This is a genomic window from Pseudomonas sp. LBUM1662 (assembly GCF_059695915.1).
In genome coordinates, this window is the sequence record NZ_CP166793.1 from 17,013 (window position 1) to 40,825 (window position 23,813).

Sequence of the window (23,813 nt, forward strand, 5' to 3'; positions counted from 1 at the left end):
CTTGCCGCAGCAAGCCTTTGAAAGAAGGGCATCAAGCGTTCTGGCGATGGAGCTTTTCCAGTTTCTTCTTGATTCGATCGCGTTTGAGGTTCGACAGGTAATCGACGAACAATTTGCCATTGAGGTGGTCGCATTCGTGCTGGATGCACACGGCGAGCAGGCCTTCGGCGATCAGTTCGTAAGGCTTGCCGTCACGGTCCAGGGCCTTGACCTTGACCTTCTGCGGGCGATCGACGTTTTCGTAGAAGCCCGGCACCGAGAGGCAGCCTTCCTGGTATTGCTCCATCTCGTCGGTCAACGATTCGAACTCGGGGTTGATGAACACCCGCGGTTCGCTACGGTCTTCGGAGAGGTCCATCACGACGATACGTTTGTGCACGTTGACCTGGGTCGCGGCGAGGCCGATGCCTGGCGCTTCATACATTGTTTCAAACATGTCATCGACCAACTGACGCACTTCGTCGTCCACTACGGCCACAGGTTTGGCGATAGTGCGCAGGCGCGAGTCGGGAAATTCGAGGATGTCTAAAATGGCCATAAGCTTAATTGCTGCACGTGTGAGGTAAAGTCGGGCGATGGCCTGGCGGGTCCGAAGATGCCGGCTACCGTTGTGAAGCGTAGCTCCCTTTTCTTTTCAGAAACGGGGAGCGAGCCACGAGGGCTCTGGCGTTTCACGCGAACGCACATAATAAAGGGATTCACCGCATGAGGAAATCACTACTCGCCTTGCTCCTTCTGGCCTCGGCCGGTTTGGCGCACGGGCAAGTGCAACTCAAGGAAGGTTTTCCACAGCAATACACAGTGGTGGCGGGTGACACACTCTGGGACATCTCCGGAAAATTCCTCCGTGAGCCGTGGAAGTGGCCGGAGTTGTGGCAGGCCAATCCACAGATCGAAAACCCCAATCTCATCTACCCCGGCGACTCGCTGTCGCTGGTCTACGTCAACGGCCAGCCGCGCCTGACCCTCAATCGCGGGGCTTCGCGTGGCACCATCAAGCTTTCGCCACGGGTGCGCAGCTCGCCGGTGGCTGATGCCATCCCGAGCATTCCGCTGCAATCGATCAACAGCTTTTTGCTGAGCAACCGCATCGTCGACAAGGTCGAGGACTTCGACAAGGCGCCCTACATCGTCGCCGGCGATGCCGAACGCGTGCTCAGCGGCACCGGTGACCGCATCTTCGCCCGTGGCCATTTCGACCCGAACCAGCCGGTGTACGGCATCTTCCGTCAGGGCAAGGTCTACACCGATCCCGAGAGCAAGGAGTTTCTGGGGATCAACGCCGATGACATCGGCGGTGGCGAGATCGTGGCCACCGAAGGCGACGTCGCTACCTTGGCACTGCAACGCACGACTCAGGAAGTGCGTCTCGGCGACCGTTTGTTCAGCGGTGAAGAACGCTCAATCAACTCGACCTTCATGCCCAGTGCGCCAAAAACCCAGATCAATGGCCTGATCATCGATGTGCCGCGCGGTGTTACCCAGATTGGCGCGCTGGATGTGGTCACGCTGAACAAGGGCCAGCGTGATGGCCTGGCCGAAGGCAATGTGCTGGTGGTGATGAAAACCGGTGAAACCGTGCGCGACCGGATCACCGGTCAGCCGCTGAAAATCCCCGATGAACGTGCCGGTCTGCTGATGGTTTTCCGCACCTACGACAAGCTCAGTTACGGGTTGGTCCTCAACGCATCGCGCTCGCTGGCGGTGATGGACAAGGTGCGAAATCCGTAAGCCTGCTCCACAAGTTACCAACAGAGTTATCCACAGCTTATTCCCGTTTGAACGGGGCTCATAACGATCAAGGATGATCCATGTCGCTGTCTGCCGTCACACCGGTTTCCCCCGCGGAACTGGAAGCTCGTTTACGTCTGCATCGCTTGCCGGAACTCGGCCCGGCGCGTTTCAAGAAATTGCTCGAAGCCTTCGGCTCGGCGTCCAAAGCCATCAGCGCGCCCGCCAGCGCCTGGCGTTCGCTGGGCTTGCCGCTGGCGTGCGCCGAGGCTCGTCGCGCCAATGAAGTGCGCGATGGCGCGGCCCACGCATTGGCCTGGCTAGAGCGTCCGGGCCAGCATTTACTGATGTGGGACCAGCCCGAGTACCCGGCGTTGCTGGCGGAAATCAGTGATGCGCCGCCGCTGTTATTTGCGGCAGGCGATCCGGGTATCCTGGAAAAACCGCAATTGGCGATGGTTGGCAGTCGCCGCGCTTCGCGACCGGGCATGGACACCGCGGCGGCGTTTTCGCGCAGTTTGGCCAGCGCCGGTTTCGTCATCACCAGCGGCCTGGCGCTGGGCATTGATGCCGCCGCGCATCAAGCCGCTCTGGACGTGGGCGGGCGAACGGTCGGGGTACTTGGCACGGGACTTGAAAAGTTTTATCCACAGCGCAATCGGCGGCTGGCGGACGCCATGATCGCGTCGGGCAGCGCGGTGCTTTCCGAGTTCCCGCTGGACGCCGGGCCCAGCCCCGGCAACTTCCCTCGGCGCAACCGGATCATCAGCGGTTTATCCCTCGGTGTGCTGGTGGTCGAGGCGAGTGTCGCCAGCGGCTCATTGATTACGGCGAGGCTGGCGGCGGAGCAAGGACGCGAGGTGTACGCGATTCCTGGGTCGATCCATCACCCCGGCGCCAAAGGGTGTCACCAGTTGATCCGTGACGGGGCGATGCTGGTGGAAACCATCGAGCATATCCTCGAAGCCTTGCGCGGCTGGCAACGGCTGCCGTTATCCACAGAAACCCTGCAAGCGCACACACATCCGCTGCTCCTGTTGCTTCACGCCGCGCCCCACACCAGTGAAGCGTTGTCGGTCAGCAGTGGCTGGGCCTTGTCCAAAGTGCTGGCAGCGCTGACCGAACTGGAAATGAACGGCCAGGCCGTGTGCGAAAGCGGGCGCTGGTTTGCGCGGGTGAGCTAGGTTTTATAAGGAAGATCGGTAAACTGCGCAGAGCCTTATTCCGGAGAGTTTTTCATGGTCAACAGTTGGCGTGTGCAACAAGCCGCACAAGCCGTTCGCGCAGGGGCAGTGATTGCCTACCCAACCGAAGCGGTCTGGGGTCTGGGTTGCGATCCGTGGGACGAAGAGGCGGTGTATCGTCTGTTGGCGATCAAGGGCCGGTCTGCGGAAAAGGGTCTGATTCTGGTCGCAGACAACATTCGCCAGTTCGACTTCCTGTTCGAAGACTTCCCGAAACTGTGGATGGACCGCATGGCCAGCACTTGGCCGGGGCCGAACACCTGGCTGGTGCCGCATCAGAATCTGTTGCCGCAGTGGATTACCGGCGTGCATGAAACCGTGGCGCTGCGGGTCAGCGATCACCCGTTGGTGCGGGATTTGTGCGCGGTGGTCGGGCCGTTGGTGTCGACGTCGGCTAACCCTCAGGGGCGGCCGGCGGCGCGGACGCGGATTCGCGTCGAGCAGTATTTCCGTGGGCAGGTGGATTACGTGTTGGGCGGGAACCTGGGTGGGCGCAAAAATCCGAGCGTGATTCGAGATCTGGCGACCGGGAACGTCATTCGCCCGGATTGAGACCGCGTCATCGTTCTTCGCGGGCGAGCCTCGCGCCTACAGGATTTCAGTCGTTCACATAGTTCGTGTTCGACCGCAGACCTGTAGGAGCGAGGCGTGCCCGCGAAGTCGTCCTCAAGGCAACAATACAGTCGAGCCAGTGGTCCGCCGCGCCGACAACTCGGTCTGCGCCTTCGCCGCTTCAGCCAATGGATACTTCTGGCTGATGTCCACCGTCAGCTTGCCGCTGATGATCATCTCAAACAGCTCATCCGCCATGCGCTGCAGGTTTTGCGCGTTATTGGCGTAAGTCGCGAGTGTCGGCCGGGTCACGTACAGCGAGCCCTTCGCCGACAATATCCCCAGGTTCACCCCGTCCACTGCGCCAGACGCATTGCCGAAGCTCACCACCAGACCCCGTGGTGCCGCGCTGTCGAGCGATGTCAGCCAAGTGTCCTTGCCGACGCCGTCGTACACCACCGGGACTTTTTTCCCGTCAGTCAATTCCAGCACCCGTTGTGCGACGTTTTCGTGGCTGTAGTCGATGGTCGCCCAGGCGCCGTTGGCCTTGGCCAGCGCGGCTTTCTCCGGTGAGCTGACTGTGCCGATTAACTTCACGCCCAAGGCCTTGGCCCATTGGCAGGCCAGAGAGCCGACACCGCCCGCAGCGGCATGGAACAGGATGGTTTCGCCACCCTTGAGTTCATAGGTCTGACGCAGCAGGTACTGCACGGTCAGGCCCTTGAGCATCACCCCGGCGGCCTGTTCGAAACTGATGGCGTCCGGCAAGTGCACCAGGTTAGCTTCCGGCAAAACGTGAACGTCGCTGTAAGCGCCCAACGGACCGCTGCCGTAAGCCACGCGATCGCCAACTTTGAACCGGGTCACTTCGCTGCCAACCGCCTCGACCACGCCCGCACCTTCCGAGCCCACACCTGATGGCAGAGCGGGCAGCGGATAGAGGCCACTGCGGTAATAGGTGTCGATGAAGTTCAGGCCGATGGCCTTGTTCGTCACGCGAACCTGCTGCGGTCCGGGCTCGGCCGGTTGATAGTCGACATACTCGAGCACTTCGGGGCAGCCATGGGCGCGGAACTGGATACGCTTTGCCATCAGAACTCTCCTTAGGTCATTTGCGAAGCTCCCTATCGGACTCCTAAGCTTGATCCCCGTCAACTGCGGCAGGCCCATCTGCGATGTTATGCTACGCGCCCATTTGCGCCGGCCCCTGCTCCGATGGAGCGCCGCGTAGCTTTGCCCGATTCAAGGTGATGACATGACGACCCGCACCGAGGCCGTAAAAGCCTACCTGCTCGACCTGCAAGATCGCATTTGCGCTGCCCTGGAAGTTGAAGACGGTGGCACGCAATTCGTCGAAGACGCCTGGACCCGGCCTGCCGGCGGTGGCGGTCGCACGCGAGTGATCGAAAACGGCTCCGTGATCGAAAAGGGCGGCGTCAACTTTTCCCACGTCTTCGGCAGCGGTCTCCCACCGTCCGCCAGCGCCCACCGACCCGAATTGGCCGGGCGTGGCTTCGAAGCCCTGGGCGTGTCGCTGGTGATTCACCCGCACAACCCGCATGTGCCGACTTCCCACGCCAATGTGCGCTTTTTCATCGCTGAAAAAGAAGGTGAAGAACCGGTCTGGTGGTTCGGCGGCGGTTTCGACCTGACCCCGTATTACGGCAATGAAGAAGACTGCGTGCACTGGCACCGCGTCGCCGAGCAGGCCTGTGCGCCGTTCGGTCCGGACGTCTATTCGCGCTACAAGGCCTGGTGCGACAGCTACTTCCACATCAAGCATCGTCACGAGCCGCGGGGCATCGGCGGTCTGTTTTTTGATGACCTGAACGAGTGGGACTTCGACACCAGTTTCGCGTTCATGCGTGCCATCGGTGACGCCTACATCAACGCCTACCTGCCGATCGTGCAGCGCCGCAAGCATGATGCGTTCACCGCCAAGCAGCGTGAATTCCAGGAATTCCGCCGGGGCCGCTACGTCGAGTTCAACCTGGTGTACGACCGCGGCACGCTGTTCGGCCTGCAATCGGGCGGGCGAACCGAGTCGATCCTCATGTCCCTGCCTCCGCAAGTGCGCTGGAGCTATGACTGGAAAGCCGAGCCGGGCAGCGAAGAAGCCCGCCTGACCGAATACTTCCTGCAAGACCGCGATTGGTTGGCCGAGGCCTGAACGAGGAGTTCTGATGGACCGTTACGTCGTATTCGGTAATCCGATTGGCCACAGTAAATCGCCGCTGATCCACCGTTTGTTTGCCGAGCAGACCGCTCAGCAACTGGACTACAGCACCTCGCTGGCGCCGCTCGACGATTTTTCCGACTTCGCCCGGGCGTTTTTCCTCGAAGGTCGCGGGGCGAATGTGACGGTGCCGTTCAAGGAAGAAGCCTATCGCCTGGCCAACAGCCTGACGAAGCGCGCGCAGCGGGCCGGCGCGGTGAACACCCTGAGTAAACTCGCCGATGGCAGTCTGCTGGGTGATAACACCGACGGTGCCGGGCTGGTGCGGGACCTGACGGTCAACGCCGGTTTCAGCCTCAAGGGCAAGCGCATCCTGCTGCTCGGTGCCGGCGGCGCGGTGCGTGGCGCGCTGGAGCCGTTGCTGGCCGAGCAGCCGGCGTCGGTGATCATCGCCAACCGCACGGTGGAGAAAGCCGAGTTGCTGGCGGAATTGTTCTCGGACCTGGGGCCGGTGTCGGCCAGCGGTTTTGACTGGCTGCAGGAATCGGTGGACCTGATCATCAACGCCACGTCCGCGAGTTTGTCGGGCGATGTGCCGCCGATTGCCAGCAGCCTGATCGAGCCGGGCAAAACCGTGTGCTACGACATGATGTACGGCAAGGAACCGACCTCATTCTGCCGCTGGGCCAGTGAACATGGCGCGGCGGTGTCGATGGATGGGTTGGGGATGCTTGCTGAACAAGCGGCGGAAGCGTTCTTCCTGTGGCGTGGCGTGCGGCCGGACACGGCGCCAGTGCTGGCTGAACTCCGCCGCCAGCTAGCGCTGTAACGTTGTAGGAGCGAGGCTTGCCCGCGAAGGCGTCCTCAAGTACGCCAAAAGCTTCGCGGGCAAGCCTCGCTCCTACAGGGTGTGATGTTCAATCTTCAAACCGGATCGGGCATTTCTCCGCGCCTTCAAGCTTGCGCAACTCCTCCACCACCTGCGGCCGTGCCCGGCGTAAGGTCAGGCTGCGATCCTGCTTGAGCAACCGTCGCGCTTCCTGATGCAGCATTTCCACGCCTGAATAGTCGATAAAGTTGATCTGCTGCGCCTCGATCACCACCCGCGCACCGTGCATCCGTTGCAGGCGCACTTGCAGGTAATGGCTGGCGCCGAAAAAGATCGAACCGCCGACTCGCAGAATGTCTTCATCGCCTTCGCGCCAATGCTGAACGCGGGGTTGCGAAGTACGCTTGAGGTAGAAAAACAGCGAAGCCAGGACCCCGGCATAGATCGCCGTCTGCAACTCCAGCAATAACGTGGCAACGCAGGTCAGCGCCATGACCAGGAATTCGGCGCGGCTGACCCGCAACAGCGCGCGAATGCCCCGATGGTCCACCAATCCCCAGGCGATCAACAAAATGCTGCCCGCCATGGCGGGGATCGGAATGTGCGCGATCAATGCCGCGCCGAAGATCGCAAACAGCGCTACCCACAACGCTGAAAACACGCCGGCCAATGGTGAACAGGCGCCCGCCTCGTAGCTCAGACCCGAACGAGTGAAGGAACCGGCTGACAGCGATCCGGAAAAAAACGCCCCGACCATGTTCGAAAAACCCTGGGCGCGGACTTCCTGATTGGCGTCGAGCAATTGCTGGGAGCGCGCCGACAAGGAACGGGCAATCGACAGACTCGTCACCAGCCCGAGCATCCCCACCGCCACGGCGCTGGGCAGCAGGCGCAGGATCAGATCCAGGTCCAGCGGCAGCGGACTGAAAGGTGGCAAACGCCCTACAAACGCGCTGACCAACTTCACATGGCCGAACATCGACGGCCAGAACCACACCAGCAGTCCAGCCAGCGCCAAGGTGATCAACAACGTCGGCCAGCGTGGCAGCAGTGATTTCAGAACCACGCCGACCACGACGGTGGTCAGCCCCAGAATCAGCGATGGTTTATCCACAAAACCGAGGTGTTTGAACACCATCAAAAAGCTGTCCAGTGCGGTGGACTGATTGGGCAGGTCCAGCCCCAGCAGGTTCGGCAGTTGGCCGATGGCAATCACCACCGCCGCGCCGAGGGTGAAGCCCAGCACCACCGAGTGAGAAACGAAATTCACCAGGGCGCCAAAGCGCAGCAATCCGAGCAGCCACTGGAAAATCCCGGCGAGCAGCGTCAGCAGCAGGATCAGGGTGACGTAGTCTTCTGACGCGGGAACGGCCAGAGGACTGACACTCGCGTACAGGACAATGGAGATCGCCGCCGTAGGACCGCAGATCAGATGCCACGACGAACCCCAGAGGCAAGCGATCAGCACCGGGATGATCGCGGCGTACAGGCCATATTCCGGCGGGAGACCGGCGATCAGGGCGTAGGCAATGGATTGTGGCAACGCAAGAATGGCGCCGCTGAGGCCAACGATCAGGTCACGACCGACGCTGGCGCGGGTTTGCCGGGGCAACCAGGAAAGGAAGGGAAAGAGTGATTGGCGGCTGGGGAAGGCCATGGGTCCTCTCGGGTTGGGTTTTGCGCAAGGGTATCAGGACCCTGCGCTGATCGTTCCTCCTGTGGGAGCGGGCTTGCTCGCGAATGCGCAGTGTCAGTCGACATAAGTGCCAGGTCTGATGGCCCCTTCGCGAGCAAGCCCGCTCCCACAGGAATGGGTTACAACTTTGCTTTTACCGCCGGCAACGCATCTTTTCCATCCACGGTCTTCACGCCATCCAGCCATTTATCCAGCACCGCAGGATTGGCCTTGATCCACGCCTTGGCCGCATCGGCATTGCTGACTTTCTTGTTCACCACCTCAGCCATGATGCTGTTCTCCATTTCCTGGGTGAAACTCAGGTTGGTGAGCAGCTTGCCGACGTTCGGACAGGCCTGTGCATAACCTTTGCGGGTGAGGGTATGAACGCTGCCGGTGTCGCCGAAGTACTTCTCGCCGCCCTTCAGGTAATGCATTTTCAACTGCACGTTCATCGGGTGCGGCGTCCAGCCGAGGAAGGTCACGAACTTCTGTTTCTTCACCGCGCGGGACACTTCGGCCAGCATTGCCTGCTCGCTGGACTCGACCAGTTTCCACTGGCCCATGTCGAAGTCGTTCTTCTTGATGATCTCTTGCAGCGAGATGTTTGCCGGGGCGCCCGAACCGATGCCGTAGATCTTCTTGTCGAACTTGTCGGCGAATTTGTTCAGGTCGGCAAAGTTATGCACACCCGCGTCCCACACGTAATCCGGAACTGCCAGGGTGAATTCGGTGCCGTCGAGGTTCTTCGCCAGTTGGGTGACATCGCCCGTGGCGACGAACTTGTCGTAGAAGCCCTGCTGAGCCGGCATCCAGTTACCCAGAAACACGTCGACCTGGCCATCCTTCAACCCGCCAAAGGTGATCGGCACCGCGAGGGTGTCGACCTTGGCCTTGTAGCCCATGCCGTCCAGCAGAAACCCGGTAATGGCGTTGGTCGCAGCGATGTCGCTCCAGCCCGGATCGGCCATTTTCACCGTGTCGCAGCTCTGATCGGCAAAGGCCGATGCACTGCTCAGAGCCAGTAGCCCGAACGTCAGTACTGTGGATAACTTTTGCATGGACTTCCCCTTAACATTATTGGTTTTGGCAGGGTTGTGGATAACGTGCTTTACGTTCCAGATCGTCGAGGTCGATGTGGTTGCGCATGTACTGCTGACTGGCGTCCACCAGCGGCTGGTGATCCCAGCTCTTCAGCTTGCCGATGGTCAGCGCCTCGGCGACGAATCGCCGACGACGCTGGCTCGCGAGCACCTGTTGGTGTATCGCCGGTATGTCCCATTTGGCCCGTGCTTCAGCCAGAAATTCCTCGAATAGAGGCCGATGCTGCGGCGATTGGCTGAGTTCTTCCTGTTCGCGCGGGTCGTTGTGTACGTCGAAGAGTAGGCACGGGTCGTCTTCGCTGTAGATAAATTTGTAGGCGCCGCGGCGGATCATCATCAAAGGGCTGATGGTGCCTTCGGCCATGTATTCGCCGAACACCTCGTCGTGACCGCCCTGCCCTTGCAGATGCGAGACCAACGAACGACCGTCCAGCGGCAAGCCTGGCTCCAGCGATCCGCCGGCCAGTTCGACGAAGGTGGGCAACAGGTCGGCGGTGGACACGGCAGCACTGACCCTGCCTGCACCAAATTGTCCAGGTGCACTTATCAACAGGGGGACGCGGGCGGCCATTTCGAACCAGTGCATTTTGTACCAGAGGCCGCGCTCGCCGAGCATGTCGCCATGGTCGCCAGAGAAGACGATGATGGTGTCATCGATCAGCCCGGTATCTTCGAGTGTTTGCAGAAGTTTGCCGACGTTGCTGTCGATATAGCTGCAAGCCCCAAAATACGCGCGACGCGCATCGCGAATCTTATCCACAGGCAGCGGCTTGTCCCACAGGTCATACACCTTGAGCAAACGCTGGGAATGCGGATCGAGTTCGGTCTGGGCCGGTGTTGTAGGCAACGGGATGTCAGCGTCGTCGTACATGTCCCAGAACGCCTTGGGAATGGTGTACGGATCATGTGGGTGAGTCATCGACACGGTCAGGCAGAACGGTTGATCGCCATCCTCGCGAATGTGATCGAACAGGTATTGCTGCGCCTTGAACACCACCTCTTCGTCGAAATCCAGCTGATTGGTGCGAACACACGGCCCGGCTTGCAGCACCGAAGACATGTTGTGGAACCAGGTCGGCCGCACGTCCGGCTCATCCCAGTTCACCGACCAGCCGTAATCGGCCGGGTAGATGTCACTGGTCAGGCGTTCTTCATAGCCGTGGAGCTGATCCGGGCCGCAGAAATGCATCTTGCCCGACAGCGCGGTGCGGTAGCCGAGTCGACGCAGGTAGTGGGCATAAGTCGGTACATCGGCGGGGAAATCGGCCGCGTTGTCGTAGGCGCCAATCTTGCTCGGCAACTGACCGCTGACCAGGGTAAAACGCGACGGCGCGCACAGTGGGCTGTTGCAATAAGCGGCGTCGAACACCACGCCTTCGGCGGCGAGGCGGCTGAGATTAGGCAGTTTGATGGACGAAGGACCGTAGAACGGCAACATTGGCGCGGCCATCTGATCGGCCATGATGAAAAGAATATTCTTGCGCTTCATGTGATCGCGGCATTCCATAGTGAATATTTATGCGAGAGTGCTGCGATCGAGCATGGAGTCCATGCACATTGTGGTAAAGCCCATGCACGGCAATGACTAGGATAAGTACCGCTTATGTATGACGCCCTTGGAAATTTGTCGCTGGATCTGCTTCGAGCGTTTGAAGCCGCTGCGCGTCATCGCAGCTTTACCGCAGCGGCGGTAGAACTGGGCACCACGCAGCCCGCCGTCAGCCAGCAGATCAAACGGCTGGAAGAACAGCTCGCGGCGCGGCTGTTTGATCGCATCTACCGTGGCATCGAATTGACGGAGGCTGGGACCATACTTTTCGAGCAGGTTCAGCTCGGTTTGCAAAATATCGATGCAGGATTGAGCGCGATCAGCGCACAGCATCAACATGAAGTCTTGCAGGTGGCCACGGACTTCGCCTTCGCCGCGTATTGGTTGATGCCACGTTTGCACCGCTTTCATAAGGCCAATCCTCAAGTCGACGTCAGCCTGGTCACCAGCGAGCGCAATCACAACATGCTGCGCACCGATATCGACGTGGCGGTGTTGTTCGGGGATGGCCGCTTCAAGCAGGGCGAAAGCCACTGGCTGTTCAGCGAAGAAGTGTTTCCGGTGTGCAGCCCGCTGTTGTTGAAGGACCGTCCCCTGCCCTTGCCGGCCCAGGCGTTGCTGGAGTTCCCGCTGTTGCACTTGCGCGGTGAAAACAGCAGTAACTGGTTCGACTGGAGCGGTGTCTTTCGCGAGTTGGGCATCACGTCGGCACCGGCCCCCGGGCAATTGCGCTTCGACAATTACACGTTGCTGATTCAAGCGGCGATCGGCGGCCAAGGCGTGGCCATTGGCTGGCGGCACCTTGTGGATAACTTGTTGGCGCAGGGTTTGTTATGTCGACCGATTGCGGACACGGTGATTTCCAGGCTCGGCTATTACGTGGTTCTGCCCCAACGCAAACGGCGTGGGGCATTGATCCAGCAATTTGTCGATTGGTTGATGGCCGAGCAGGCCAGCAGTGCGCAATCGCTCAAGGGTATGCCGTTGCCTTCGATTGCGGTGTGAGACGAAAAGATCGCAGCCTCGTTGCACTCGACAGCTCCTACAGGGTCGCGACGAAATTTACGTGCTCGCCAATGTGGAGATTCAGCTGCAACTCATCGGCAATCCCTACCGCCACGCGGTTCAACCGTTCAAGCGGTTCCGCCAGGCCCGGCTCAAGGCTGCTGCTGACATGGCTGAAATGTTCGATCGTCAGCCCCGGCACGCCGCGCGGCGCATTCACCAGAGTCCAATGCAAGGCACTGCTCTGCAGCGCATCAAGGATTTCTTCGGCGGCATGCCGCTGAAGGTGATCCAGCACTTCAGCTTCGGTTTCGTCGAGTTCGGCGAAATCTCCCACCAGGAACAGTCGGTTAATGCCCGCCGCCTGCATGCCCTCGATCAGGGCATCCACCGCCAGCACTTGCTCGACCGGGCCTGGCACGATGGTTTTTTCCACATGTTCGCTGTTGAATGGCAGTCCCGGTGCGTCCAGCAGGCAAATCACCGCCGAACTGCCCGCCACGCTTTGCTTGACGCGTTCAGCCTCGAACAGGTCGCCAGACTTGGTGCGCAAACCCGGGCGCGGAGGGAGCGCCGTCAGGTCATCCAGAATCGCGATCACTTCATGTTGACGCCGTAGCATTTCAGCCATCAGCGCACTGCCCAGGCTACTCATGGCACCATAGAGCACCACTTTCACCACCGGGGTTTCAGCATTTTTCATGGCTGCGATTCCTTGTTCTATATGGCGTGTGACCTGTAGGAATCGGTGAGGGTTCGACTGGGTTTTTGAGGGATTCAGATGCAACAGATCAAGGGTTACCACGCCCACGTCTATTTCGACGCCAGCAGCATTGATCAGGCGCGCGCGCTGTGTGAGCAGGCGGCGCAGGCGTTCCCGCTGAAAATGGGCCGCGTGCACGAACGCCCGGTGGGACCGCACCCCGACTGGAGTTGCCAATTGGCGTTCGGGCCGGAGCTCATTGGTGACGTGCTGCCGTGGCTGGCGCTCAACCGAAAGGGTTTGGTGGTGTTCCTGCACCCGGACACCGGCGACGATTTGCTGGACCACACCGAGCACGCCATCTGGATGGGCGCGATCCGGCCGCTGAATCTGTCTATTTTTTGATCAGAGGTTTTCTTCGGCCTCTCTCGGCAAATGCTCGTCCAGGTGCAGCCAGGGCAATTGGCTGTCCGTCCAGATGTGCCGCTCGGCCGGCGCTTGCTCCGGATGATCGAGGGTGGCGATGGTCACGTCGATGCTCTCGGGGCTGAGGTGCGTGGTCAGCGCCAGTTGCGCGCCACAGGTTGGGCAGAAATAGCGCACGCAGGTTGTTGAAGATTCGTACTGCGCTGGCGTTCCTTTCAGCCATTTAAAGGCTGATGCGGGCACGGTGATCCAGGTCGTTACGATTCCGCCGCTGACTCGCCGGCAGATTGAGCAGTGGCAGTGGGCGATGTCGTGCAACGGCCCGCTGAATTGATAGCGCAGGTGTCCGCAGTGACAGCCGCCGGTGTGAAGTTCGCTCATGGCCATACCTCCTGATGCGTATTTACTGACGCCTTCGCGAGCAAGCCCGCTCCCACAGGGGAACGCATTTCAATGTGGGAGCGGGCTTGCTCGCGAAGAATTCAACCCGGTTTACCTCCCTGCCCCGGTCCGACGACCGGTAGCTCATCCGGTCAATGCTTTCATCAGCGAAAGCTGGCTGAAAGCTTCCCCGATTAGGATCGCCCCCACTGCCGGCAAAAGACCGGTCGGCCAATGCCAGTGTTTTATCGCTCGCACAGCCCATTTAACAACAACAATGGTGATTCTGATGTCCTCTGCTACCCGCCGCTTCGCTGCAACTCCGCCCGTACGCCTCGTGCTTCCCGTTCTGCGCTGACCCCAACCGGTTCGCCCATTCCCTAGCCGCGCTACGCCTGGAGTATTCCCATGCTGACTTTCCTTGGCTTCGCCATGGTCATCACGTTCATGTTCCTGATCATGACCAAGCGCCTGTCCGCGCTGATCGCCCTGATCATCATTCCTATCGTCTTCGCCCTGTTCGGTGGTTTTGCGCCGAAAATCGGCCCGATGATGCTCGAAGGCATTACCAAGCTTGCGCCGACCGGCGTGATGCTGATGTTCGCCATTCTGTATTTCGCCCTGATGATCGACTCCGGCCTGTTCGACCCGGCCGTGCGCAAGATCCTCAAACTGGTCAAGGGCGACCCGTTGAAAGTTTCGGTCGGCACCGCCGTACTGGCGCTCGTCGTCTCCCTCGATGGTGACGGCGCGACCACTTATATGATCTGCGTGGCCGCCATGCTGCCGCTCTACAGCCGCATCGGCATGAGCCCGCGGATCATGGCTGGCCTGATCATCCTCGCCGGTGGCGTGATGAACATGACCCCGTGGGGTGGCCCGACGGCCCGTGCGGCCAGTGCGTTGCATGTGGACCCGTCCGACATTTTCGTCCCGATGATTCCGGCGATGGCGTTCGGCGTGATCGCAATCCTCTTGATTGCGTACTTCTACGGTAAACGTGAGCGTGCGCGTCTGGGTGAATTGCACCTGGTCGGCGATGAAATCGACCACAGTGAAATCAGCGTTTCGCAATTCCCGGATGCCCGCCGTCCAAAACTGATCTGGTTCAACGGCGCTCTGACCCTGGGCCTGATGTGCACCCTGATCGCCGGTCTGTTGCCGCTGCCGGTGCTGTTCATGGTGGCGTTCAGTATTGCCATGATCGTCAACTATCCTTGCCTGCAACAGCAGAAGGATCGCGTCGCGGCTCACGCCGGCAGCGTGCTGGCGGTGGTCGGTTTGATCTTCGCGGCGGGCATCTTCACCGGTATCCTGTCGGGCACCGGCATGGTCGATGCGATGTCGAAAAGCCTGCTGGCGGTGATCCCTGATTTCCTCGGTCCGTACCTGGCCGTGATCACTGCGCTGGTGAGCATGCCGTTCACGTTCTTCATGTCGAACGACGCATTTTATTACGGCGTGTTACCAGTACTTGCCGAAGCGGCCAGTCATTACGGTATAACCGCGGTTGAAATGGCACGTGCCTCGATCGTCGGTCAGCCCGTCCACTTGTTGAGCCCGCTGGTACCATCGACCTACTTGTTGGTGGCCCTGGCCGGTATCGATTTTGGTGACCATCAGCGCTTTACCCTGAAATGGGCAGTGTTGGTGTGCATGTGCATACTGGTTGCAGCATTGCTGATGGGGATCTTTCCGCTGTTCAGCACTCTATAAGCCCAAGACTCACCACAACGGGTCCAGGCTTTGCTATTCGAAGCCCGGACCTTTTGTGGTTTAACACTCGCTCAAAGGAATACACATGGAATGGCTGACCAACCCTGAAATCTGGGTTGCCTTCTTTACCCTGACCGCCCTGGAAATCGTCCTGGGTATCGATAACATCATCATGATTTCGATCCTGGTCAGCCGCATGCCCAAGCACATGCAGCAGCGCACCCGGATCTTCGGCCTGGCGCTGGCCATGGTCACGCGGATCCTGTTGCTGCTGTCGATCACGTGGGTCATGCGCCTTACCGCCGACTTGTTCGAAGTGTTCGGCCAGGGTATTTCCGGGCGAGACCTGATCCTGTTCTTCGGTGGTCTGTTCCTGCTGTGGAAGAGCTCGCAAGAGATGTACCACGCGCTGGAAGGTGAAGATGAGTCCAATGAGGAGCCGGGTGGCAAGGGCGGCAACTTCCTCTACACCATCATCCAGATCGCAATCATCGACATCGTGTTCTCGCTGGACTCGGTGATTACCGCTGTCGGCATGGTCTCCCACGTACCGGTCATGGTCGCGGCGATCATCGTTGCGGTGTTGGTGATGATGCTGGCGTCCGGCACCATCAGCGCGTTCATCGACAAGCACCCGTCGCTGAAGATGCTGGCGCTGTCGTTCCTGCTGATCGTCGGTATGGTACTGATTGCTGAATCCTTCGACGTTCACGTGCCAAAAGGCTACGTCTACTTCGCCATGGCGTTCTCGCTGGCGGTCGAAGCGATCAACATCAAGATGCGCACCGCGATTGCGAAAAAACGCAAACAGCAAGATCCGGTGAAACTGCGCAAGGACATTCCGGGGCAGTAACCCGAGTCTGTGCACAACACCTGTGGGAGCGGGCTTGCTCGCGAAGACGGAGTGTCAGTCGACATCAATGTTGACTGATACACCGCTTTCGCGAGCAAGCCCGCTCCCACATTTTTTTTGCGCTGTGATTAGCCTGGCGGATCGCGGTTATTCACCACTCGATTGCGAATTCTTCACGAAGGTTTGTTCAAAGGTTGACGCACCGAGCGCTGGTGGTTAGCGTCCCCCGCTCGCTACAAACGACAATGACAAGGAATGCATATGTCTGGAAAACCGGCTGCACGCCTCACGGACCCGACCACCTGTCCCCTTCCCGGCCACGGCACCAACCCGATTGCCAGCGGTTCTCCCGATGTGTTTTTCAACGGTCTCGCGGCCGCTCGGGCCAGCGACACGTGCACCTGCGGCCAAGCCCTGAACGGTGGATTCTCTTCGACCGTATTCATCAACGGTCTCAACGCCATGACGCTCGATAGCACCACCAGCCATGGCGGTGTAGTGATTGGCGGCTCCGGCAACGTCATCATCGGCAGCTCTCATTCCCCTGCGCCCTTCATCCCGCCCTTGCCGATCATTGGTCAGCCTTTGGTCGAATTCAAAGCCGTCAGCGCCGGTAATGGCGAGCCGATTGCCCAACAAGACTACGAAATTGAAACCGCCGAAGGCCGCATCGTCAAAGGCCAGACCAACGCTGAGGGCATGACCCAAAGCGTCGCTACCCTGCAGCCCGACCTCGCCGTAGTCCGCTGGACTGTCTAACGCCTCAAGGAAGAATGAAATGACCGGACAATGCATGGCCCCAGACGACCTGGACATGAAGAAACTCTGGGACAGCACCTGCGAACTCCCCGTCTGCAAGCGCGAAACCACCAAAGGCGGCCCGAACCCGAAAACCCGCGTCGAAGTGCCATTGCTGACCTGTAACTGCCTGTGGCGCAGGTTTCAGAAAGAAGCCGAAGAATGGGTGGCGCCGGGCGGCGTGTTGATTGCCGACCCGCAAGCCCGCAACCGCAAGATCAACGCGGCCTATGCACAGTTGTGGCTGGCGGATAACCGGTTTCAGTGGGCGGGGTTGGCGGCGTTTGCTTCGAAGCAGGTGGGGTGTGGGTTGATCCATGCCACCAAGTTGCAAAAAGGTATCGCTGCAGAAAAAGAAGCTCACCGTAAATTACGAGAAGCCCCATCGGAAACCTTGTTTGAGGGATTAGGGTTCAAGTTCAGTCGGACCGATCCCAAAATCCAAGAGGAAGTAGACAAAGCCAGGTCTGAAAATCCGGTTCCCACCAGTGACATCACGCTTGGCGACAATTCCCGTTCGCTGGTCCAACAACAACTGGACTATGTGTACGAGATGTTGGCATTGGGAAACACCTCTCTATTTTTGGATGTTTATCCTCTGCACCGTTTTTTATGGTGCGTGGCTACAAGGAAATGGAGAAATGTCTGAGAAGTCGCGCAGAAATAGCCAAGGATGTGATGTGGCCGATAGGAAAAACTGTTGCGTTCGGTGTGGCTCATAAAGAGATCGTTGATACGTTTGAGGCAATTGATGCGGGAAACATCGCCGACAGCGTCAACTCAATGGCCGCTCATGAGCAGATTAATATCCTGCAACCCGCGATGTACGAGGATGTGAGGTTCGCCTCGCTTATTCGTGGCACACATGCTTCAGATATTGTTTCTGTCGTGACGGGGCTGCTTTCCGGCGTTCCAGAGGGAATACAACTCACCTTGGCCAGTCAGTGCAAAGCACCAGATAACCGGAGCGTCTCCTTCAGCAACAATCCGTTAGCAAATCTTGCGGATAAAAGCCAAAGGATGGAGTTCGTACTCCGTGCCGCAGCACAATTCAACAGCTTGCTAACGAATCCAGCCACTAAAAGCCAGCTACAAAGCTCCATCACAGATATCGCAAATGGAAATGGAGTGCGTCAGTGACCAGATCAATGCAGCGCTGGTTGATTTTGATTTTTTTGATTCTTCTAGTGGTGGGTAGCCTGGTGTATTCCCGCTCGGGCAACAAGACGCTATCCGTCCACATAGGAAAACCCTACGAGCAGGTTGTCCAAGATTCGACATTCCCTGTTGAGGACAACACGGCAATCTATCCAGGTGACCCTACCGACGCAGAAGACCCTCCGCGGCCGGGCTCTACGTGGATCAGTAGCCCGACCGTCATTGAGTTTGATGATCCCGCTTACGGATTCAAACTCCCTCCCACGGTATTTGGAGCAGTTACGTATGCAGGCCAGAAAGTCACGACACTGACTACGTCGCCCATGTCGGAAACAATCCCATTTGGAGAGGCAGTGATTCGATTGGTGGAGGTACAAAACATCCTCAAATCCCGAGGGTGGAAGCTAGCGCCTCTAGAGAATAATGATTGGTTCAGAACCGAGTCTGTCGCAGAGCGTGATCAATTACAGGCGAAGCTCTTCGATCAGGCCGTAGGCATAGACTTGTATGTGCCGGGAAAGTACAACCTGCTGCTTTTGATTAAGTGCTATGCACAGTGCGACAAGCGAGATTCGACGACAGCAAAGTACCTGATCGATATCAGCGTTGGGCGGGATCGCATCGAGAAATGAGGAGTTACTTCCGAAGGCTGGGCCATTATCTGCACACAGCGACGTTTTTTATCCTTTTCGTTTGCCTGACCTCTTTTCACTTCCCGATTGATAAGTTGATCCTTCATATCGGTAAGCCGTATGCAGCACTCGTTGAAGACTCAACATTCCCAGTCAATCGGAAAACTTCTGTTTACCCAAGCGACCCCCCCCGAAGTTGACTCCACCTGGATAAGCAGTCCGGTCGTCATCACGTTTGATGATCCTGAGCATGGCTTTACCTTGCCGGAAACCATTTACGGAGCGGTGGGTTACAGCAAGGGAGAAATGGATGGCATCACTACATCTCCGATGGTGGAGACGCTACCTTTCCCCCAAACAGCAAAACTCTTGGACGACCTGCAATCCATGTTCAAAAAGACCGGTTGGACACCGGAGCCGGTTGAAGGTAACGACTGGATAGACGTCTCGAGCGACGAAGGGAAACGACAGCTACAAGCCAAGCTGTTTGATCAGGCTGACGGAGTCATTCTTCTGATTCCCAACAAATACAATCAGTTACTGCACATCAAATGCTACGCCCGCTGTGATGAGCGAGACGCCGAAACAGCCGGGTATCTGATCGACATAGGGCTGAGCAGGGATCATTTCAGCGATTGAGTTCTCCCCCCGATTTTAGGACTGCTACGCAGCCCAGCGGGAGCAAGCTCCCTCGCCACAGGGGTTGTGTTCGCGAACCTTTTCAACTGTCCGCCTGAGACCCTCGGGTCCCTTCTTCATTTCTGCATCGAACTGTTTTCATGACAGTTTTGTTTCAATCACTTCTTTAGCTATGCGATGCTGGCGCCCAGACCGTTAGCCAACTACAGCTTAAGTACAGAACGTAGAACGTCGCGCGGCACCGTCAATTTGCCCCTTTGGGGCGCTACCACCACAGGGGGCCTGCATGCTCACCCTGCTCAATTTGTTATCGGCCGTGGCCTTGTTGATCTGGGGCACGCACATCGTCCGAACCGGCATCCTGCGGGTCTTCGGTTCCAATCTGCGCCATGTGATCGGCCAGAACATGTCCAAACGCTGGCTCGCGTTCATCTCGGGGATCGTCGTCACGGCGATGGTCCAGAGCAGCAACGCCACCGCCATGCTCGTCACCTCTTTTGTCGGTCAGGGCCTGATGGCGCTGACGCCCGCCTTGGCGACCATGCTCGGGGCAGACGTTGGTACGGCGCTGATGGCGCGGGTGCTGACGTTCGACTTGTCGTGGCTGTCGCCGTTGCTGATCTTTCTCGGGGTGATTTTCTTCCTGTCCCGCAAGCAGACCCGACTGGGCCAGATGGGTCGCGTCAGCATCGGCCTCGGGCTGATCATCCTGGCGCTGCAACTGATCGTCGAATCCGCTGCACCGATAACCCAGGCGCAGGGCGTGAAGGTGATTTTCGCCTCGTTGACCGGCGACATCCTGCTGGATGCCTTGGTCGGCGCGATGTTCGCGATGGTTTCCTATTCCAGCCTGGCCGCCGTGCTGCTGACCGCGACTCTGGCTGGTGCTGGGGTGATCAGCCTGCCGGTGGCCATCGGCCTGGTGATCGGCGCCAACATCGGCAGCGGCATCCTCGCGTTCCTCAGCACCAGCATGCAAAACGCCGCCGGGCGTCAGGTGGCGCTCGGCAGCCTGTTGTACAAACTGATCGGCCTGCTGCTGATCATTCCGGTGCTGGACCCGTTGGTGCACTGGATCGACAGCCTCGATTTCAGTCCTCAGGAAATGGTCATCGGCTTCCACCTGCTCTACAACACCGCGCGCTGCCTGATCCTGCTGCCCAGCGTCGGCCCGATGGCCAGGCTTTGCGCGTGGCTGCTGCCGGAGCGGCCAGAGCTCAACGGCATGGCAAAACCCCGACACCTCGACCCGACCGCGCTGGTCACACCCAGCCTGGCGCTGGCCAACGCCGCCCGGGAAACCCTGCGCATGGGCGATCTGATCGACAACATGCTCGAAGCGATGCTCGACGTGCTGCGCGGCAAACAGTCCGCCATCACCCAGGAAATGCGCAAGTTGACCGATGATGTCGAAGCGCTCTACAGCGCCATCAAGCTCTACCTGGCGCAAATGCCCCGGGAAGACCTGAGCGAACAGGACAGTCGGCGCTGGGCGGAAATCATCGAGCTGGCGATCAACCTCAAGCTTGCCAGCGATTTGATCGAACGCATGCTGCGCAAGGTGCAACAGCAGAAAACCTCGCAGCGCCGGTCCTTTTCCGAGGTTGGCCTGGAGGAATTGGCCGGGTTGCACAGCCAGTTGATCTCCAACCTGCGTCTGGGCTTGTCGGTGTTCCTCAGTGCCGACAAGGAAAGTGCCCGCCAGTTGCTGCGTGAGAAACGTCGCTTTCGCGCACAGGAACGCCGCCTGGCCCATGCTCACGTCAGCCGTTTGCAACGTAAGATCGTGCAGAGTATCGAGACCAGCTCACTGCACCTGGAGCTGATCGCTGACATGAAGCGCTTGAATTCGCTGTTCTGCAGCAGCGCTTATGTGGTGCTGGAAACGTCGGACACGGGTGCGCTGGCGGTCGACGATATGGCTGACATCACGCATTCGCCTTGAACGTCTGGCGGTGGGGTCAGTCAGTAAGATGTATTCAGCTTCAAGGCCGTCTTCGCGAGCAAGCCCGCTCCCACAGTGGAATGCGTTTCAAATGTGGGAGCGGGCTTGCTCGCGAAGGCGGCATGACTGACGACATGGATCTCCGATTGGTTGCCTGGAAGCTTGCTATGCGTTGTCTGCTGTTCGCCTGTCTGTTGCTTGGCTCATTCCCTTCGCTTGCGCTGGATCGCTTCCAGGTCGAGGGCTATACGCTGCCCAACGGCCTGCAATTGCTGCTCAAACCGGGCACCGAGCGCGGGCATGTGGCGATTCGCCTGGTGGTCGGTGTGGGCCTGGATGATTTCAGCTGCGCCGAAAAGGAACTGCCGCATCTGCTCGAACACTTGCTGTTCAGCGGCATCGACGCCACGGGCGAAGGTGGCCTGGAAGAGCGCATGCAGGCCCTGGGCGGTGAGTGGAACGCGTTCACCAGCAACGCGGACACCACGTTCGTTATCGAAGCCCCGGCGAAAAACCAGCGCAAGGTCCTCGACCTGCTCCTCGCGCTGCTGACCCAGACCCGAATCGACGACAACGCCATCAACGCCGCCAAACAAGTGGTCGAGCGCGAAGACGGCGGCCATTACTCGCACTTGCAGCGTTGGCTGGATCGTCAGGACCTGGGCCACACCGCGAGTAATCAGCTGGCGGTGGAGCTGGGCCTCAAATGCCCCGAGCGGGCGGAGGTCGATGACCTGACCCGCGAGCAACTGGAGAAGGTGCGCAAGGCCTGGTATGCGCCCAACAACATGACGCTGATCGTGGTCGGTGAGCTCGACAAGTTGTTGCCGGCGTATCTGGAACGTTCATATGGCGCACTTGAAGCGGTCGACCCGACCGATCACCTGCCCTTGCCGGAAATCCAGGCCAGCGCCGCCCATGAGCGAACGTTGAGCGACGGCTTTGTCGGCGGTGGTGCCAAGTTGCACTGGCTGGTGCCGGAACCGGTGCTGCAGGATCAGCACGACGAAACCTTCGACCTGCTCAAGGACTATCTGGACTGGGCGCTCTATCGCCAACTGCGCCTGGCTCACGGTTTGTCCTACGGCCCCTCGGCCGAGCGCGAGGTGTTTGGCGGGGTGGGCTTCATGAGCCTGAACGCTGACCTTGATCGCGACGACGTGACGGAGGCCGTACAGGTGCTGGAGGATTTGAAGGCCGGCTTGCTCAAGAACGGTCTCGACGCAGACACCTTCAACCGCCTCAAACAGGCCGCCATCGCCCGTCAGGCCTGGGCCGTGCAAGGCAACAGTGCGCTGGCCGATTACTACTGGAGCGCGCTGGGGGACTACCAGGACGGGCGTTTCGCCGACCCGGCCAAGGAACTGCAAGGCGTGACCCTGGCGGAAGCGAACAAGGCCATGCGCGAGTTGCTCATACAGCCAGGGTATGTGCGGATCGAGAAGCCGCTGATGAGTTATGACCAGTTGATGTGGGCGATGGCCGGGGTGTTTGGTCTTGTGGTGTTGATGCTGCTGGGCTGGCGCCTGCACCGAAGAGCGCCCCCTACCGTGTAGCCCGCAGGCTGCAACAGGGTTTTTTGATCGGATTGCGGACCTCGCCACACCGCTCCACGGGCGGTACTCTGTCGAGGATTTTTCCCACGACTATTGTGAACCGCCGAATGCCTACTCTGACCCTGTACGTCCAGCGCATCCTGGAGCTGATGAAGCGCTATCCAGGGGTCATTGCGCTCGGTGGTTTTATCTCCGGGGTCGGCAGCTTCATGCTGGTGGATCGGCAACAGGGCCTGGCGACCTGGATCACCATCATCATGGTGCTCAGCTGGATCTGGCTGATGCTGGAAAACAGCCTCACCAAGCTCTTCACCCGAGTCTTCAAACGCGAAATTCCCCAGCCTTTGCTGCGTTACGCCACGCAGATGATCCACCAGGAAAGCCTGTTTTTCGTCCTGCCATTCTTTTTCATCACCACGACCTGGAACAGCGGTCAGTTGTTTTTTACCGGGATGCTGGGGATTGCGGCGCTGATTTCCATCATCGACCCGCTCTACTACAAATGGCTGGCGCCCCGGCGCTGGGCGTTTCTGGCGTTGCACACGCTGACGCTGTTTGCTGCGCTGCTCACCGCCCTGCCCGTCATCATGCACCTGACCACCTCCCAGAGTTTCAAACTGGCGCTGGGTATCTCCGTCGTGCTGTCGTTCCCGAGCCTGGCGTCGATCTTCCCGATCCGTACGGTGCGCAATGCGCTGGCGATCCTGAGTATCACCGTCGGTATCGGCGGCGTGGGTTGGGTGCTGCGCTCGTGGGTGCCGCCGGCCACGCTGTGGATGACCGATGTGGCGATCAGCACTCAAATGCAGGACCGCACGCCCGGCAAAAGCCTGGAAGAGGTCAGCGCCGAGCAGATCCGTGGCGACGGCCTGTACGCTTACACCGCGATCAACGCCCCGCGCGGTCTGGACGAGCGGATTTATCACGTGTGGACGTTCAACGGCAAAGAGGTCGATCGCATCCCGCTGGACATCCACGGCGGGCGCAAGGAAGGCTATCGCGCCTGGACCCACAAGCAGAACTTCCCCGGTAACCCGGCGGGCAAATGGCAGGTTCGGGTGTTGACCGAAGACGGCCAGTTGATCGGTGTGTTGCGCTTCAAAATCAAGGACAGCACACCGATCAAAGAAAAGTAATCCGGT

The 23,813-nt window shown here is 59.3% G+C and carries 22 protein-coding genes and 1 pseudogene; 16 read left to right on the forward strand and 7 right to left on the reverse strand.

From position 1 onward, the window contains the following. Positions 1–31: 31 nt before the first annotated feature. On the reverse strand, positions 32–538 hold the full coding sequence (def, locus tag ACA049_RS00080; RefSeq protein WP_109627010.1) for a peptide deformylase: 507 nt from the start codon (positions 536–538) through the stop codon (positions 32–34). 167 nt (positions 539–705) lie between these two features. Between def and ACA049_RS00085 the strand changes: the two genes are divergently transcribed. From ACA049_RS00085 to tsaC, 3 genes are all read left to right on the forward strand, one after another. Then, on the forward strand, positions 706–1,731 hold the full coding sequence (locus tag ACA049_RS00085; RefSeq protein ID WP_497332161.1) for a LysM peptidoglycan-binding domain-containing protein: 1,026 nt from the start codon (positions 706–708) through the stop codon (positions 1,729–1,731). A gap of 80 nt (positions 1,732–1,811) precedes the next feature. Beyond that, positions 1,812–2,915: a DNA-processing protein DprA gene (gene dprA, locus ACA049_RS00090; protein ID WP_497332163.1), complete on the forward strand. Its 1,104-nt coding sequence runs from the start codon at positions 1,812–1,814 to the stop codon at positions 2,913–2,915. 54 nt (positions 2,916–2,969) lie between these two features. Then, the gene (gene tsaC, locus ACA049_RS00095; protein WP_497332165.1) at positions 2,970–3,527 is read left to right on the forward strand and encodes an L-threonylcarbamoyladenylate synthase type 1 TsaC; all 558 of its coding nucleotides are present in this window, start codon (positions 2,970–2,972) and stop codon (positions 3,525–3,527) included. Positions 3,528–3,641: 114 nt separating this feature from the next. On the opposite strand, the gene ACA049_RS00100 is transcribed toward tsaC, so the two are convergent. Further along, the gene (locus ACA049_RS00100; protein ID WP_497332167.1) at positions 3,642–4,619 is read right to left on the reverse strand and encodes an NADPH:quinone reductase; all 978 of its coding nucleotides are present in this window, start codon (positions 4,617–4,619) and stop codon (positions 3,642–3,644) included. Between the two features lie 163 nt (positions 4,620–4,782). Here ACA049_RS00100 and hemF point away from each other — a divergent pair, with 163 nt between their 5' ends. Next, positions 4,783–5,697 (forward strand): oxygen-dependent coproporphyrinogen oxidase, encoded by a 915-nt coding sequence (gene hemF / locus ACA049_RS00105; RefSeq protein ID WP_497332169.1) that lies wholly within the window; start codon positions 4,783–4,785, stop codon positions 5,695–5,697. A gap of 13 nt (positions 5,698–5,710) precedes the next feature. Further along, a complete protein-coding gene (gene aroE / locus ACA049_RS00110) occupies positions 5,711–6,532 on the forward strand; it encodes a shikimate dehydrogenase (RefSeq protein ID WP_497332171.1) in 822 nt (273 codons plus the stop codon). A gap of 88 nt (positions 6,533–6,620) precedes the next feature. Here the strand turns inward: aroE and ACA049_RS00115 are convergent, their stop codons facing one another. The 3 genes from ACA049_RS00115 to betC form a co-directional block, all read right to left on the reverse strand. Further along, complete coding sequence (locus tag ACA049_RS00115) at positions 6,621–8,189, reverse strand: SulP family inorganic anion transporter (RefSeq protein ID WP_497332173.1); 1,569 nt, start codon at positions 8,187–8,189, stop codon at positions 6,621–6,623. A gap of 158 nt (positions 8,190–8,347) precedes the next feature. Next, a complete protein-coding gene (gene choX, locus ACA049_RS00120; RefSeq protein ID WP_497332175.1) occupies positions 8,348–9,268 on the reverse strand; it encodes a choline ABC transporter substrate-binding protein in 921 nt (306 codons plus the stop codon). 16 nt (positions 9,269–9,284) lie between these two features. After that, positions 9,285–10,799: a choline-sulfatase gene (gene betC, locus ACA049_RS00125; protein WP_497332177.1), complete on the reverse strand. Its 1,515-nt coding sequence runs from the start codon at positions 10,797–10,799 to the stop codon at positions 9,285–9,287. Positions 10,800–10,913: 114 nt separating this feature from the next. On the opposite strand from betC, the gene ACA049_RS00130 reads away from it, so the two are divergent. Further along, complete coding sequence (locus ACA049_RS00130; RefSeq protein ID WP_497332179.1) at positions 10,914–11,864, forward strand: choline sulfate utilization transcriptional regulator; 951 nt, start codon at positions 10,914–10,916, stop codon at positions 11,862–11,864. A gap of 37 nt (positions 11,865–11,901) precedes the next feature. Here ACA049_RS00130 and ACA049_RS00135 read toward each other — a convergent pair whose 3' ends face one another. Further along, complete coding sequence (locus tag ACA049_RS00135; protein ID WP_497332181.1) at positions 11,902–12,567, reverse strand: NAD(P)-dependent oxidoreductase; 666 nt, start codon at positions 12,565–12,567, stop codon at positions 11,902–11,904. 78 nt (positions 12,568–12,645) lie between these two features. On the opposite strand from ACA049_RS00135, the gene ACA049_RS00140 reads away from it, so the two are divergent. Further along, positions 12,646–12,972, forward strand: a complete 327-nt coding sequence (locus ACA049_RS00140; RefSeq protein WP_497332183.1) for a DOPA 4,5-dioxygenase family protein — start codon at positions 12,646–12,648, stop codon at positions 12,970–12,972. On the opposite strand, the gene ACA049_RS00145 is transcribed toward ACA049_RS00140, so the two are convergent. Next, positions 12,973–13,374: a GFA family protein gene (locus tag ACA049_RS00145; protein WP_497332185.1), complete on the reverse strand. Its 402-nt coding sequence runs from the start codon at positions 13,372–13,374 to the stop codon at positions 12,973–12,975. A 408-nt stretch (positions 13,375–13,782) separates the two neighbouring features. Here ACA049_RS00145 and ACA049_RS00150 point away from each other — a divergent pair, with 408 nt between their 5' ends. The 9 genes and pseudogenes from ACA049_RS00150 to ACA049_RS00190 all read left to right on the forward strand — a co-directional run bounded on the left by ACA049_RS00150 (position 13,783) and on the right by ACA049_RS00190 (position 23,807). Then, a complete protein-coding gene (locus tag ACA049_RS00150) occupies positions 13,783–15,090 on the forward strand; it encodes a CitMHS family transporter (protein ID WP_497332187.1) in 1,308 nt (435 codons plus the stop codon). An 85-nt stretch (positions 15,091–15,175) separates the two neighbouring features. Then, positions 15,176–15,943, forward strand: coding sequence for a TerC family protein (locus ACA049_RS00155; protein WP_497332189.1), 768 nt, complete (start codon positions 15,176–15,178; stop codon positions 15,941–15,943). Between the two features lie 261 nt (positions 15,944–16,204). Further along, complete coding sequence (locus ACA049_RS00160; protein WP_497332190.1) at positions 16,205–16,702, forward strand: PAAR domain-containing protein; 498 nt, start codon at positions 16,205–16,207, stop codon at positions 16,700–16,702. A 19-nt stretch (positions 16,703–16,721) separates the two neighbouring features. After that, a pseudogene (locus ACA049_RS00165) lies at positions 16,722–17,881 on the forward strand (DUF2515 family protein). Beyond that, positions 17,878–18,531 (forward strand): hypothetical protein, encoded by a 654-nt coding sequence (locus tag ACA049_RS00170; RefSeq protein ID WP_497332191.1) that lies wholly within the window; start codon positions 17,878–17,880, stop codon positions 18,529–18,531. Before ACA049_RS00165 ends, ACA049_RS00170 begins: the two are co-directional and overlap by 4 nt. 120 nt (positions 18,532–18,651) lie before the next feature. Next, a complete protein-coding gene (locus tag ACA049_RS00175; protein WP_497332192.1) occupies positions 18,652–19,170 on the forward strand; it encodes a hypothetical protein in 519 nt (172 codons plus the stop codon). A 286-nt stretch (positions 19,171–19,456) separates the two neighbouring features. Then, positions 19,457–21,115: a Na/Pi cotransporter family protein gene (locus ACA049_RS00180; RefSeq protein ID WP_497332193.1), complete on the forward strand. Its 1,659-nt coding sequence runs from the start codon at positions 19,457–19,459 to the stop codon at positions 21,113–21,115. 167 nt (positions 21,116–21,282) lie between these two features. After that, positions 21,283–22,671 carry a M16 family metallopeptidase gene (locus ACA049_RS00185; RefSeq protein WP_497332195.1) on the forward strand — a complete coding sequence of 463 codons (1,389 nt, stop codon included), beginning with the start codon at positions 21,283–21,285 and terminating at the stop codon, positions 22,669–22,671. Between the two features lie 107 nt (positions 22,672–22,778). Continuing rightward, positions 22,779–23,807, forward strand: coding sequence for a DUF5924 family protein (locus tag ACA049_RS00190; protein ID WP_497332197.1), 1,029 nt, complete (start codon positions 22,779–22,781; stop codon positions 23,805–23,807). Positions 23,808–23,813: the final 6 nt, after the last annotated feature.

Coding starts and splice junctions, on each gene's coding strand:
- dprA (WP_497332163.1), top strand. CDS start 1,812: ATGTCGCTGTCTGCCGTCACACCGGTTTCCCCCGCGGAACTGGAAGCT.
- def (WP_109627010.1), bottom strand. CDS start 538: ATGGCCATTTTAGACATCCTCGAATTTCCCGACTCGCGCCTGCGCACT.
- ACA049_RS00085 (WP_497332161.1), top strand. CDS start 706: ATGAGGAAATCACTACTCGCCTTGCTCCTTCTGGCCTCGGCCGGTTTG.
- ACA049_RS00145 (WP_497332185.1), bottom strand. CDS start 13,374: ATGAGCGAACTTCACACCGGCGGCTGTCACTGCGGACACCTGCGCTAT.
- ACA049_RS00180 (WP_497332193.1), top strand. CDS start 19,457: ATGCTCACCCTGCTCAATTTGTTATCGGCCGTGGCCTTGTTGATCTGG.
- ACA049_RS00185 (WP_497332195.1), top strand. CDS start 21,283: ATGCGTTGTCTGCTGTTCGCCTGTCTGTTGCTTGGCTCATTCCCTTCG.
- ACA049_RS00130 (WP_497332179.1), top strand. CDS start 10,914: ATGTATGACGCCCTTGGAAATTTGTCGCTGGATCTGCTTCGAGCGTTT.
- ACA049_RS00100 (WP_497332167.1), bottom strand. CDS start 4,619: ATGGCAAAGCGTATCCAGTTCCGCGCCCATGGCTGCCCCGAAGTGCTC.
- hemF (WP_497332169.1), top strand. CDS start 4,783: ATGACGACCCGCACCGAGGCCGTAAAAGCCTACCTGCTCGACCTGCAA.
- betC (WP_497332177.1), bottom strand. CDS start 10,799: ATGAAGCGCAAGAATATTCTTTTCATCATGGCCGATCAGATGGCCGCG.
- ACA049_RS00155 (WP_497332189.1), top strand. CDS start 15,176: ATGGAATGGCTGACCAACCCTGAAATCTGGGTTGCCTTCTTTACCCTG.
- ACA049_RS00115 (WP_497332173.1), bottom strand. CDS start 8,189: ATGGCCTTCCCCAGCCGCCAATCACTCTTTCCCTTCCTTTCCTGGTTG.
- ACA049_RS00160 (WP_497332190.1), top strand. CDS start 16,205: ATGTCTGGAAAACCGGCTGCACGCCTCACGGACCCGACCACCTGTCCC.
- ACA049_RS00150 (WP_497332187.1), top strand. CDS start 13,783: ATGCTGACTTTCCTTGGCTTCGCCATGGTCATCACGTTCATGTTCCTG.
- ACA049_RS00135 (WP_497332181.1), bottom strand. CDS start 12,567: ATGAAAAATGCTGAAACCCCGGTGGTGAAAGTGGTGCTCTATGGTGCC.
- ACA049_RS00175 (WP_497332192.1), top strand. CDS start 18,652: ATGCAGCACTCGTTGAAGACTCAACATTCCCAGTCAATCGGAAAACTT.
- ACA049_RS00190 (WP_497332197.1), top strand. CDS start 22,779: ATGCCTACTCTGACCCTGTACGTCCAGCGCATCCTGGAGCTGATGAAG.
- aroE (WP_497332171.1), top strand. CDS start 5,711: ATGGACCGTTACGTCGTATTCGGTAATCCGATTGGCCACAGTAAATCG.
- ACA049_RS00140 (WP_497332183.1), top strand. CDS start 12,646: ATGCAACAGATCAAGGGTTACCACGCCCACGTCTATTTCGACGCCAGC.
- tsaC (WP_497332165.1), top strand. CDS start 2,970: ATGGTCAACAGTTGGCGTGTGCAACAAGCCGCACAAGCCGTTCGCGCA.
- choX (WP_497332175.1), bottom strand. CDS start 9,268: ATGCAAAAGTTATCCACAGTACTGACGTTCGGGCTACTGGCTCTGAGC.